The sequence below is a fragment of the Aeromonas sp. QDB14 genome (genome assembly GCF_027707845.1).
Lineage (GTDB): Bacteria > Pseudomonadota > Gammaproteobacteria > Enterobacterales > Aeromonadaceae > Aeromonas > Aeromonas caviae.
On sequence record NZ_JAPCJD010000010.1, the window covers coordinates 20,565 to 33,047 of the forward strand.

Below are 12,483 nucleotides of genomic sequence, written 5' to 3' on the forward strand. Positions count from 1 at the left end.
AGCGATTGGCCGTCTTCGGGAGCCGCGTCTGGCACGGACTTCCCGGATTCTCTCAATGAAACAAGGAAGAGGCAGGCCTCTTCCTTGTGATACAGGGTAACGCCTTCTCGCATCGCTCTTCGAGTCGATGGGGAAGGGGATCACTCCTTGTCTTCGACGTCCGCCACACCGGCCCGGTTGAGCAGGAACTGGGTCAGCAGGGGCACAGGACGGCCGGTGGAGCCCTTCTCCTTGCCGCTCTTCCAGGCGGTTCCTGCGATATCCAGGTGGGCCCAGTTGTACTTCTTGGTGAAGCGCGACAGGAAGGCAGCGGCGGTGATGGTACCGGCCGGACGACCACCGATGTTGGCCATGTCCGCGAACGGGCTTTCCAGCTGCTCCTGATACTCGTCGAACAGGGGCAGGCGCCAGGCGCGATCGCCGGCCTGTTCGGAGGCGTTGAGCAGCTCGTGGGCCAGGGGGTTGTGGTTCGCCAAGAGGCCAGAGGTATGGTGGCCCAGGGCGATGATGCAGGCACCGGTCAGGGTCGCCACGTCGATCACGGTCTCGGGATCGTAGCGGTCCACATAGGTGAGGGCATCACACAGCACCAGGCGGCCTTCGGCGTCGGTGTTGAGCACCTCGACGGTCTGGCCGGACATGGTAGTGAGGATGTCACCTGGGCGGTAGGCGTTGCCCCCCGGCATGTTCTCGCAGCCCGCCAGCACGCCGATGACGTTGATGGGCAGCTGCAACTGGGCCAGGGCGTGCATGGTGCCGAGCACGGAGGCGGCGCCACCCATGTCGTACTTCATCTCGTCCATGCCGTCTGCCGGCTTGATGGAGATGCCGCCGGAGTCGAAGGTCAGCCCCTTGCCCACCAGCACGATGGGCTTGGCGTCGGCGTTGCCCTTGTACTCGATGATGGCCATCATGGCTTCGTTCTCGGAGCCGCGGGCCACCGCCAGGTAGGAGTTCATGCCGAGCTCGGCCATCTCCTGCTCCCCCACCACCCTGGTGGTGATGTTGTCATAGGCATCCGCCAGACGGCGGGCCTGGGAGGCGAGGTAGGCGGGATTGCAGACGTTGGGCGGCATGTTCGCCACGTCGCGGCAGATGCGCACCCCTTTCGCCACGGCCAGGCCGTGGTTGATGGCGCGCTCGCCTATGGTCAGTTCCCGACGCGTCGGCACGTTGAAGACCAGCTTGCGCAACGGACGGCGCGGTTCGGCCTTGTTGGTCTTGAACTGATCGAAGCTGTAGAGGCCCGCCTTGGTGGTTTCCACCGCCTGACGCACCTTCCAGTAGGTATCCCGACCCTTGACGTGCAGCTCGGTCAGGAAGCAGACCGCTTCCATGGAGCCGGTTTCGTTCAGGGTGGTGATGGTCTTGTTGATGATCTGCTTGTACTGGCGCTCGTCGAGTTCGCGCTCCTTGCCGCACCCGACCAACAGTACGCGCTCGCTGAGCACGCCCGGTACTTGATGCAGCAGCAGCATCTGGCCCGGTTTCCCTTCCAGGTCGCCACGGCGCAGCAGCGAGCTGAGGTAGCCGTCGCTGATCTTGTCCAGTTGTTCGGCAACCGGAGAGAGGCGGCGGGGCTCAAAAACGCCGACCACGACGCAGGCACTGCGTTGCTTCTCAGGACTGCCACTCTTTACACTGAACTCCATGGAATCTCCTACATCCTAAAGACAAAAGGCACCATTTATTGAATAATGCGGTGCTTGTTGGGGTATCAGAGGCGGAGCGAACAGTCACAGGCTCCGCAGTTCAAACTGGTAAAAATCCAATATAGGGCCCTATTTTTCAGGCATTCGACTAAAAACACAAGTTTACTTGGGAATGACTGTGATCGTTTTCCGATATTTGTTCAGGGAGACCCTGAAAACCCAGCTGGCGGTGCTGTTCGTGCTGCTGCTTATCTTCGTCAGCCAGCAATTTATCCAGATCATTGGCGATGCCGCCGATGGTGAGGTGCCGACGCGCCTGGTATCCACCCTCCTGCTGCTCAACCTGCCGAATATGGCGTTGTTGATGCTGCCTATCAGTCTGTTTTTAGCCATTCTGTTTGCTCACGGCCGTTTGTACGCGGAAAGCGAGATGACGGTGATGCATGCGGTGGGTTTCAGTCACCGTTTCATCATGGGCAGCGCTCTGGTGCTGGCCTTGCTGACCGCCGCCGTCGCGGCGTTCAACACCGGCTGGGTCGCCCCCCAGGCCAAGGAGCGGGAGTACCAGGTGATCGACAAGTTAAAGGCCGATCCCGGTATCTCTTTCCTGCAGGCCGGCCGCTTCATGGAGCTCGACAAGGGGCGCCTGGTGGCCTACATCCAGGATCTGAACGACAAGGGGTCGGAGTTGCAGAAAATCTTCGTGCTGCAACGGGCCGAGGGTGGCTCACCCCCGTCAGTGGTGGTGGCCAACGAGGGGCAGGTGACCGCCGACAGCAACGGCTTGCAGTGGCTGACCCTGAAGGATGGTTCGCGCTACGAGGGGCATTTCACCGGCAAGCAGTTCCAGGTCTCGGAGTTTCGTGAATACAGCCTGGTGATCCGCCAGCAGGAGATGGAGCGATCCAACCGCAAGGCGGCGGCCAAGCCGACCCTGGCATTGCTCGGCACCCAGGACAACCAGCTGATGGCCGAATTGCAGTGGCGCCTGTCGCTGCCCCTCTCCATCCTGGTGCTCACCTTCCTGGTGGTGCCGATGGCGCGGGTCAATCCCCGTCAGGGGCGTTACGCCAAGCTGCTGCCGGCCATCCTGCTCTATCTCTCCTATTTCCTGCTGCTCAGTGCCGCCCGGTCGGCCATCGACAGCGGGCGTCTGCCCCATTGGCCCGGGATGTTCCTGGTGCCCCTGGTCTATCTGCTGCTGATAGGGTTGCCTCTCAACCTGCAGGGCACCAGCTGGTGGAACGGGGTCAAAGGGCAATTGTTCAAGAGAAAGTCAGCATGATGCTGCAACCTGGGAGTCTCTGCTGATGTTCGGCATTCTCGATAGATACATAGGCAGGGTCATCTTCATGTCGATCCTGCTGTGCGAGCTGACCCTGGTCGGGCTGGCCGCGCTCATCAAGTACGTGGAGCAGTTGAAGGCGGTCGGGGAAGGCAACTACGACATGCTCAACGCCCTCTACTACGTGCTGCTCTCCATGCCCAAGGAGGCGGTGCTCTTCTTCCCCCTGGCGGCCCTGCTCGGTGGCCTCATCGGTCTGGGCCAGCTCGCGACCAGCTCCGAGCTGGTGGTGATGCAGGCGGCGGGACGCTCCAAGATCAGCATCGTCATGGCGGCGCTCAAGACCGCCATTCCCCTGATGCTGCTGGTGGGGCTGATGGGCGAGTACGTCGCACCGGCCGCCAAGCGGATGGCGGATGACATCAAGGCGGGGGCCATGTCGGAAGGGAGACTCACGGTCTCGGCCTACGGGGTCTGGGCACGGGATGGCAACAACTTCGTCAACATCAACGGGGTGCGCAACGATGGCGCCCTGACCGGCATCACCCTCTACCGCTTCACTCCGTCCCGCAATCTGATCGACGTGGTGCAGGCGAAGGAGGGGGTGTTTGAGGATCACCACTGGCTGCTGAAACAGGTGCACATCACCCGGTTTGACGATCCCACCCGGATCCAGGACGAACAGCATGCCCAGATGGCCTGGCAATCCGAGCTGACCCCCAAGCAGCTCGGGGTGGTCAGCATCGATCCCGAGAACCTGCCCATCTCGGGGCTGCGGGACTACATCGGTTATCTGGATGCCAACAAGCAGGATGCCGGACGCTACAAGCTGGAGATGTGGCGCAAGCTGCTCTCACCGCTCTCCGTGGTGGCCATGATACTGCTCGCCTCCTCCTTCATCTTCGGCCCGCTGCGCTCGGTGAGCATGGGGGCGCGGATGCTGATGGGGATCATGACCGGCTTCGCGGTCTATGTGAGCGACAGGGTGTTCGGCCCGGTCAGCCTGGTCTATGCGGTCCCGCCCATCCTCGCGGCCATCGCACCCAGCCTGCTGTTTGGCGGCATCTCCTTCTATATCCTGAGCCGCAAGCAGTAGCGGCCTGAAGGACGGCGGGCTGCTGACAAAAGGCGGCCATTGCTCTCGATGCACCGTTTCCGTCAAGGTTCTGGGCTGCAAGCAGTCAGTTCTGGTCAGCAAAAAGGGCACCTCTGGGTGCCCTTTTTCGTTGCCGCCTTGGGATCAGCGATTGAGCTGCTCCAGGTTTTCCGCCTTGCCGAGCACCACCACCTCGCACTCGGCCCAGATGTCCTGGAAGGCGCGGGGGCGGGCGCGATTGAACACACACAGCAGGTTGCCCAGGCCAAAGGCCGAGGTGGCGAGCCGGATCAGGGCCTGGGTGACGCGAATGTTGCTGCCGTCCAGGTTCTGGATGCGCAGGCGCCAGGCCCGCATGCCAATGGTCTGGCCGGCGCGGACCCAGAACCAGGTGTAGAAACCGCAGATGACGAAGGCCAGCCAGGCGCTGTAGAGGGGGCTGGTGAGCAGCCAGGCGGCATCCTTGCCCTCGGGAACGTGCGCCATGCCGGTGGCCAGCAGCAGGTGGGCCACCCCCATGCCGATGAAGCCGGCGATGATCAGCAGGGCAATCACCACCAGATAGTCATAGAGCAGGGCGCCGAGACGGCGCAGCAGACCGGCAGACGGATGCCGGGGAGCAGGCTGGAGAGGGGAGGGGGTCTTGCGCTTGGCCATGATGATTATTCCATTAATATGATGCGGGCATTCTATGTAACTGGCTTGGCATCGGCAAGGCGTTGAATAAATGAGCAAACAACGGTGGGCGCAAGAAAAACACCTTGCATGGCCAAGCGCCATTCGTATAATCCCTCGCAGCTGCCCGGGTGGCGAAATCGGTAGACGCAGCGGATTCAAAATCCGCCGTAGCAATACGTGTCGGTTCGAGTCCGACCCCGGGCACCATTTAGAATTCAATGACTTAAGGCCATCCAAGCGGATGGCCTTAAGTCTTTCTGGCGTTTGGTGGCGGCAAAGTGGCGGCAGAATTTTTGGCGGCATAGGCCACACTCTTGTTTTTGGTGCTGATAGCACCTTCTTGTATGATGCCGCGTCTGCCTGATGGCGCACCTCATGCGGCGCCATTCCCTGGCCATGTTTCAGCGCGTCGTCAGGCAGAATGAGAAGGGTCCCACAATTGGGGCCCTTCTCGCATCTGGCCAGTTACTCTGGCAGCTCGTCGAGTTTCACCTCGAGCTGCAGACGGTTGGTGTAGCCCTGGTTGGTGAGGTCGTGCACAACCTGGGTGAGCAACCAGTCGGCCTCGTCAATCTGGGGCTTGAACCCTCTGACGATGGTTGGTTGCTCCGGGTAGAGTTCGGGGCGCCCCATCGCCAGGGTAATCTGGAAGTCGGCCACGCCGCGTTGCAGCTTCTCCCATTCAGCCCGGGCGGCCCGCATGGCGTTGGCCTGGCTGGCGTAGACGTGACGCAGTTCCTTGACGTTCTCGCTGCTGCCGACCAGCAGCTCGTGCTCCTTCTTGTTGACGACGACCCCTGGCGGCAGTTGCTGCTCTTCTTTCTTCGTGGCCTTCTTCTTGCGCTTCACCTCGACTTTCTTCTTTTCCGCCGCCTTGTTGTCTTGCCAGTAGGCAGTCACGCCGGTGTAGGCATCGCGGTCGGCAACCGAGAAGCGGTGTTGATCGCCATCCCGACGGGTGATGGTGATGGCGGGCAGGGGCTGGCCACTCGCGGTGGTGCCCTGGCCCGCCTTGATAAACATCAGGCGGCCAGACTTGACGGTGGCGATGGCATCACACTGACCCGCTAAACGGGTAAGGAAAGCGAGATCGCTTTCGTTGGTCTGGTCAATGTGGTCGATCAGCAGGCCCTTGAGTGAGTCACCCACGCAGGGGGTGAGCTGGTAGCGGGCGGCGACCTGGCTGACGATGTCGCTGACTGTGGTCTGGTGCCAACTTTGCTCACGCAGTTTGTTCATGCCGCCGCGCAGGTCGGCTGACTTGCCCCGGATGGTGAGCACATCCGGGGCCCCGCCGTGCTCCACCTCGTCGATCTTGTAGGTGCCCTTGTCGACCAGGGCCTGGCCTTGCCAGCCAATGAGGGCGCGTAGGGTGGCGCCCCGGCGTGGCATATCGAGCTGGCCGTCGCTGTCATCGAGGGTGATCTCGATGGTGTCGGCGGTGAAGCCCCGGTTGTCGGTGATGGTCATTGACATCAGGCGCGGCCTGATGGCGGCCGAGATGTCTTTGCCGTCGACCAGTACCTGGTAAGCCGGTACCGGGTGGCCTTGGCGCAAGGCGTCGAGCGGATTGGTCAGCCCCAAGTTTTCGGCCAATCGCGTGCCGAACTGGTCGAAAGCCCCCATCAGAGAAGCCCCCCGAGCTTGTTGCCGATACTGCCGACCAGCTTGCCCAGGCCCAGGCGGCCAAAGAGGTTGCCCGCAGTGCGGCCCAGCAGGGTTTGGACAAGGGATCTGTCGTTGTCATCGACCCGCTTGAGCTTGATGGTGAACTCGATTTTACGGGCGGTGCCATCGCTGAAAAACTCGCTGCGAGTGGTGCTGATGCCCTCGATCACGAATGACCCACGCATGACGCCATCGCCCTGGATCAGCGGGAAGGCCTGACCGCTGTCAGCCATATTGTTGAGCAAGTCGAGGGAGACGGGGCCGCCGGTCACTTCGGGCAGCAGCACCCCGCTCAGGGTGGTGGTTTCATCATCTGGGCCGAGGAACTGATAGGCAGGGCGAGCACCGATCCGGTTATTGCCCGGATGGCGCCATGCCCGTTCGTCTTGTTGAGAGAGGGGGGCGAGGGTCGAGCGCATAAACACGAACCAGCCCAGGGTCATCATCATGGTGGAACTCCTTAGTGGCGGTCGCCCAGGTTGGCGCGGCCCTGGGCTGCGGCTTGCCGTTCTCGCCTATCCAGCTCACGACGCACCTCTTGTGCCACATCGGCGCCGGATTGCCCCGGTTGCTGGACGATGTGGATAGGGGCGTGGATCTGGGTGGTGCTGTTGCCTCTTGTCGGTGCCAGCTTTGGCGTTTCAACGATGCGATTGGTTGACCTGCTGTTTTCGTCGGCTGACTGGCGCAGCGCGGCAGGCACGACCTGCTCGCGGATCCTGCGGGTGGCCTCGACTGGCTGACGCAGTGCGGCTGGAACGACCTGCTCGCGGATGGTGAGAACGACATCGGCTGGCTGGCGCAACTCGGCAGGCATGACCTGCTCGCGGATAGTGCGGGTGGCGTCCAAATTAGGCTGCATGGCGGCCAGTGGCATACTGGCTAGCATCGCCGCTGACGCCATGGTGGCGGTATGACGGCGACTGATGATGCTGGCTGGGCCTTTCACCACTTCAGGCCCATTTTCCCCAGCAATTCCCCATTTACCTGCCGGTATCAGGCCGCCTTTATCGTATAACCCGGCAAAGCCATGGTCTTTCTGTGGCTGCAAAGCAGGATGTTTTGCAGCCTGTTTAACGGCGATCTCTACAGGTTCATTTGCCCATGGCCATTTTGGCAGGAAATTGCTCAGCTCCGAGACTTTTGCCTTCAATTCGCTCCATTTGTTGGATATGCCCGTTAGCAGGCCATCCATCAAGTCAGAGCCAAATTGGGTGAAGTCGGCGATCACCTGGACGAAGGATTTACCAAGCCCGCCCAACCACAGTCCGAACCGGTGTCCTGCGTTGGTTGCGCCGTCCAACTCTTGCTGGGTGGTTTTGATGGGGGTTAGCAGGTTGGTCATCCATTCCCAAGCAGAGCCGAGGGCGCTGCTGATGCCGTCCCATATCGGTTTGAGTGGGCTGAGGGCGTTGGCCATCGCCTCAAACGCGGGCGCGAACACGGCAGCAACCGGCCCAAGCCCCTCTTTGAGCCCTTGGAAGAAGCCCGAGAAGAATGCCTTTATCGGTTGCCAGTAGCGGTAGATGGTGAGCGCAGCGAGGCCAATCGCGGTGACCAGCAGGCCGATGGGGTTCATGAGCAGCAGCCTGCCAACAAAGGCGATGGTCTGGCCCACCAGTCGCAGGGCGCCCACGAAAGCGCCCTTGAGGAGGGTGATGACGCCGCCCACACTCCCCTTGAGCAGGTTCAGGGATGTCCCCATGACGCCATTGGCCGCGACATAGGCATAGGTGGCGGCGGTTGCACCCCTGAGCCCGTTTATCATTGACGCGAACTTGGCGGCTGCGGCCGCCTTTGAGGCTGCCAGTTGTGCCGTCACATAGCGCCATGTTGCGGCAGTCATTGCGCCAATCTTCGATGGCAAGCTGGTGATCGTTGTCAGCATGGTTTTCATGCCAGCCCCCACCCCGGCGAACGTCAGGCTTTTGATGGCGTTGCCCAAGGCTGCCCATTTCGCCAGCAGCGGGGCGGCCATGCGGCTGTTGAGTGCCATCATACGTGAGAACATCGACAGGCTTTCGGTTGTCTTGTTGGCCGAGAGAAATAATCCACCGAGCCTGACCAGTGTGCCGCCAAGCGCAAATTTCAGCATGGCCAGCGGACCCAGCAGGCCAGCCACGACAAGTAGCAGTGAACCGCCGGCGGCGGCCGCCACAGCTGTCACGGCCGCGATGCGGGTCAGGGTGGAAGTGAGTTCAGGGTTGGCCCGCATCCAGTTGCCGGTGACCTGGATAATCTCGGTGATGCGCTGGATGATCCCGCGCATCGGGCCGTTTTCGGTCTCCATCATCTGGATGCCCACGTCATCCCACGCGGAGGTGAGGTTATCCAGATCACCGATGGCGTTATCAGCCATGACCTTGGCGACCTTGCCCGCTTCGCCTTGGGATTGCTTCAAGGTGGCGATGAGCTCCTGCAGCTTGCCGGATCCCGCCTGTTCGGTCAGTACGGCCAGAGCGGCGAAGGCTTCCTCACCGGCGATGGCCTTGAAGTAGCCCGATCGGGTGGTGTCCCCCATCTTGCTGGTCTTCTTGTAGAGCTCGTCGAGAATATCGGGCAGGGCGCGCAGGTTACCGGCGGCATCGGCGGTCTTCACGTTCAGGGCGGCGAGCGCGTCGTGCGCGGCCTTGGGGGGCGCCGCGAGGCGGCCGAGAATGGCCCGCATGGCGGTACCGCCCATGCTGCCCTGGATACCGGCATCCCCCAGCTTGCCCGCCATGGCGGAGGCAGTTTCAAGGTCCACGCCAAGGCCCGCCGCTACCGGGCCCACGTACTTCATGGTTTCCCCCAGCATCTGCAAGTCGACGTTGGCGCGGGTGAAGGTGCCGACCATCACATCCCCGAGTCGGGTCATCTGGTTTGCCGGCAGCTTGAAGCCGGTCAGGATGTTGGAGCCGATATCCGCTGCGGCAGCGATCTCGACGCCCCCGGCCTTGGCGATGTCGAGCACCCCGGGCATGGCGTCACGGATCGCCTTGGGTGTAAAGCCAGCCATGGCGAGGAAGCCCTGGCCCTGCGCCGCTTCGCCCGCCGTGAAGGCGGTATTGGCGCCGAGCTCCCGGGCCTGAGCCCGCAAGGCGGCCAGTTCGCTGCTGCCTTTGTCCAGCCTGGTGATCGCCTGCACCTTGGACATGTCGACATCAAAGCCCATGGCCTTGCTGGCGATGTTGGTGCCCTTGTAGATGGCCGCAGCACCGGTTGCCATGCCTGCGGCGCCATAGCCCGCCATGGTGCCGCGCATGGACATGGTCTTGTCATAGTTCGCCTTGACCTGGTTGAGGCGCTTTTGCTGGTCGGCCATTTGGCCCAGCTTGGCGCGCTGCTGGTCGAGCTGGGTATTGGCGGAAGCCAGATCGGTCTTGAGGCGGCGCTGGTGTTCGCCGAGCTGCTTGGTGTTGATGCCTGCCTCGCCCAGGGCCCGTTTCAGGCTGCCGTGACGGGCAACCATTTCACGCTCTTGCTGGGAGAGGTCGCGCACCTTCTGCTTGGCCTGTTCCATGGCGCGGGTCATGGCCTTGGTTGGTTGCTCGACCTTGGCAAGTTGCTGGGCCATCTGCTGGGCATCGCGTTGGGCTGCTGTGAGCTGGGCGCGGGTAGCGCCAATTTGGCTTCCCAGGGTGCGATAGCCGTCAATCTGGCCGCTCTGGGTCTCGAGCTCCTTGATGCGCTTTTTCGTCTCGGCGAGGTCTTTGGCGGTCAGGCGGCTCTGGCCGCTGACCGCTTTGAGGGGGGCGGTGAGCTTGTCGACCGCCCCGAGCAGGATTTGCAGTTTGAGAGGGTTCATTGTTCGTCTGCCCCGTTGATGCGGTTGTGAATCTCAACGAGGCGTTGGTGCCAGCCCATCAGCTCGCTGATGTCCATGGCCGCCATCTCGGACGGCGGCCAGTGGGCGATGATGGCGATCTCTGCCATCAGGTCATCTATGCAGTGAGGTAGGCCTCCTGCTGCGAGCCCATCAAAAAACCGACCACCACGACCCCGGCTTTGAGCAGGTCAGCCGGGTCCATATCGTTCACTTCCTTTTCGGTCAGGTCGGTGATGCGGGGCAGCAGTTTGATGAGGGTATCCACGTTCATCTGGACGATGTCCATGGTGTTGAGCCCGCGCAGGTGGCCCGCCTTCTTGGGGCTGCGGATGATCAGGCTGTTGAGGGTGTTCTCGCCGCGCTGGATCGGGGTGTCGAGGGTGATTTCTTTCTGTTCCATGGTGTTTGTTCCTAGTGATGTGGTGAGGGCGGCACTTTCTGTTGGGATAAGGGCCGCCCGTTGGGTTGTTGGGTGGGTTAGAGGCCGATGGCTTTGCGGTGTTCGGCCATGCGGTCGACGCCGTCGGGGCCAATCTCGACCATGTTGATCAGGTCAATCTCGTGCATCACCCGGCCGTTGATGGTCTCTTTGTAGTAGGTGTTGACCATGCTGACTTTGGCCTGGGTGTTGTCGCCAGCCTTGAGAGTGCCGCGGTCGAGCTCTTTGAAGCGGCCACGACAGACGATTTCGACGGCGACCACTTCGCCGGTGTCATCACGCTGGACTGAACCGGCAAAGCGCAGGCTGGTGCCGTCGGCTTTGGGCTCACCCATGCAATTCAGCAGGGGTTCGCCGTAGCCGCCGAAGGTGAAGGAGACATCAAGGGCGCTGTCATCGAGCCCCATGTCGATGTTGACGGCACCGGGCATGCCGCCGCCGCGATAGGTCTCGAATTTGCGGCCAAGCTTGGCCGGGGTGAAGTCTTCGGCCTCACCGACCCAGCTGTCGCCGTTGAGGAAGACGTTCAGTTTCTTGAGTTTGCGTGGCAGTGCCATAGTCGATCCTTATGCTGCGGCCGCGACGCGGGCGCCGAAGTCGATGAGGTAGGAGTCGGTGATGCGCTGGATGAAGCCCAGGTCTTCGAGCGGCGGCATCGGCGAGTAGTTGTAATCGATGCGCAGCTTGCCGGCCTTGAGGGTGTCTTTGTCGTTGAGCTCCTCGTTGTACCAGCAGTCAAAGCCGAGCAGGTAACCGCCCGCCACCAGTTCGCGGCCCTTGGCCTTGATGCCCTCGATGATGTCTTTCACCAGGGTGGGGGTGAGCGGCTTGTCGTTGGCCCACATGTGTGCCTCGGCCATGGTGTCGGCCAGGATCTGGGCGGTGCGGGTGTAGTTCTCGAAGGCGAACAGCGGGTCATCGGAACAGGTGCGGTTGCCCCAGTAGCGGAAGCCGTCCGCCCGGATGAGGGCAGTGATCTCGTTGGCGTTGAGCAGGCCGACCTCGGTGTCGGGGTCTTGCAGATCCCAGAACAGGGCCTTGGTCATGCCGTCGACCCCGGTCACGCCGACGTTCGACAGGGTCTTGTGCCAGCCGATCTCCTTGTCGATGAGGGCGCGCATGGCGGCCGCCTTGAGGCAGGCATCCAGCTTGATGCTGGCATTGGCGGCGGTGTCCCAGGCGGTCCAGTCGCCGTGGATAGGCATCAGTTCGCGGCTGGAGAAGTTCTCGCGGTAGGCGAGCGCTGCTTCGACGGTGTCGGCGATGGTCGGCACGTAGGCGAAGGCGCGCAGCTTCTTGGTCGCGCCAGCCAGGGCGGTGGCGATGGGGAGGGTGCAATTGTCCGGCACGCAGAGGATGCGCGGCTTGACGCCCGTGACCGGGGCGGCCCGCTCCAGCGCCTTGAGGCCGGTATAGCTGCCATCCGGCAGGATGGTGCCGATGATGTTGCTGGTCAGCTCGGCGGCGTCGGCGCCATCGGCCACGCGCACGGCGATGACGATGGTGTTGACGGTGTCATAGATGGTTTGCAGCGAGCGCTTGAGGTTGCCGGTGCTGCCCGCCTTGGCGATGGCCGCCGGCAGGTTGGCAATCAGCACGGGTTTGTTGAGGGGGAAGTAGGCGGCATCCGCATCGCTGCCGGTGCAGATGATGCCGATCACCGCCGTGGCGACGGTGCGGATGGTGCGCGTGCCTTCGCTAACTTCCACGACGCGCACGCCGTGGTGAAATTGGTCCAGTGCCATAGGTTCTCCTGTTGTCCGGACGGAGCTTTTGCAAGGAAATGCGAGCATGGTCAGGATGCAGGGGCAGGGGATGACAGGCGAGCGGCGGCCAGTGTGTACGGCGCTGGCACAC

The 12,483-nt window shown here is 62.2% G+C and carries 11 protein-coding genes and 1 tRNA gene; 3 read left to right on the top strand and 9 right to left on the bottom strand.

Annotated features, from left to right (window positions below; all coding sequences use genetic code 11):
• Positions 1–140: 140 nt before the first annotated feature.
• Positions 141–1,652, bottom strand: a complete 1,512-nt coding sequence (pepA, locus tag PG887_RS05115; RefSeq protein WP_010672960.1) for a leucyl aminopeptidase — start codon at positions 1,650–1,652, stop codon at positions 141–143.
• A gap of 172 nt (positions 1,653–1,824) precedes the next feature.
• On the opposite strand from pepA, the gene lptF reads away from it, so the two are divergent.
• Together lptF and lptG are read left to right on the top strand one after the other, a co-directional pair.
• On the top strand, positions 1,825–2,937 hold the full coding sequence (gene lptF, locus PG887_RS05120) for an LPS export ABC transporter permease LptF (protein ID WP_270821265.1): 1,113 nt from the start codon (positions 1,825–1,827) through the stop codon (positions 2,935–2,937).
• Between the two features lie 25 nt (positions 2,938–2,962).
• Positions 2,963–4,033 (top strand): LPS export ABC transporter permease LptG, encoded by a 1,071-nt coding sequence (gene lptG, locus PG887_RS05125; protein WP_041210919.1) that lies wholly within the window; start codon positions 2,963–2,965, stop codon positions 4,031–4,033.
• A gap of 144 nt (positions 4,034–4,177) precedes the next feature.
• Here the strand turns inward: lptG and PG887_RS05130 are convergent, their stop codons facing one another.
• Positions 4,178–4,690, bottom strand: coding sequence for an RDD family protein (locus tag PG887_RS05130; RefSeq protein ID WP_161470421.1), 513 nt, complete (start codon positions 4,688–4,690; stop codon positions 4,178–4,180).
• A 143-nt stretch (positions 4,691–4,833) separates the two neighbouring features.
• On the opposite strand from PG887_RS05130, the gene PG887_RS05135 reads away from it, so the two are divergent.
• Positions 4,834–4,918 (top strand) — tRNA-Leu (locus PG887_RS05135).
• Between the two features lie 258 nt (positions 4,919–5,176).
• On the opposite strand, the gene PG887_RS05140 is transcribed toward PG887_RS05135, so the two are convergent.
• From PG887_RS05140 to PG887_RS05170, 7 genes are all read right to left on the bottom strand, one after another.
• Entirely contained in the window at positions 5,177–6,337 is a 1,161-nt protein-coding gene (locus PG887_RS05140) for a phage late control D family protein (protein ID WP_270821266.1), read from the bottom strand.
• A complete protein-coding gene (locus PG887_RS05145) occupies positions 6,337–6,828 on the bottom strand; it encodes a phage tail protein (RefSeq protein WP_104452358.1) in 492 nt (163 codons plus the stop codon). Before PG887_RS05145 ends, PG887_RS05140 begins: the two co-directional genes overlap by 1 nt.
• A gap of 11 nt (positions 6,829–6,839) precedes the next feature.
• A complete protein-coding gene (locus tag PG887_RS05150) occupies positions 6,840–10,166 on the bottom strand; it encodes a phage tail tape measure protein (protein WP_270821267.1) in 3,327 nt (1,108 codons plus the stop codon).
• Complete coding sequence (locus tag PG887_RS05155) at positions 10,163–10,294, bottom strand: GpE family phage tail protein (protein ID WP_201926187.1); 132 nt, start codon at positions 10,292–10,294, stop codon at positions 10,163–10,165. Before PG887_RS05155 ends, PG887_RS05150 begins: the two co-directional genes overlap by 4 nt.
• A gap of 8 nt (positions 10,295–10,302) precedes the next feature.
• Positions 10,303–10,587, bottom strand: a complete 285-nt coding sequence (locus tag PG887_RS05160) for a phage tail assembly protein (protein WP_104452360.1) — start codon at positions 10,585–10,587, stop codon at positions 10,303–10,305.
• A 77-nt stretch (positions 10,588–10,664) separates the two neighbouring features.
• Positions 10,665–11,183 (bottom strand): phage major tail tube protein, encoded by a 519-nt coding sequence (locus PG887_RS05165; RefSeq protein WP_171272719.1) that lies wholly within the window; start codon positions 11,181–11,183, stop codon positions 10,665–10,667.
• A 9-nt stretch (positions 11,184–11,192) separates the two neighbouring features.
• Entirely contained in the window at positions 11,193–12,371 is a 1,179-nt protein-coding gene (locus tag PG887_RS05170; RefSeq protein WP_171272718.1) for a phage tail sheath protein, read from the bottom strand.
• Positions 12,372–12,483 lie beyond the last annotated feature (112 nt).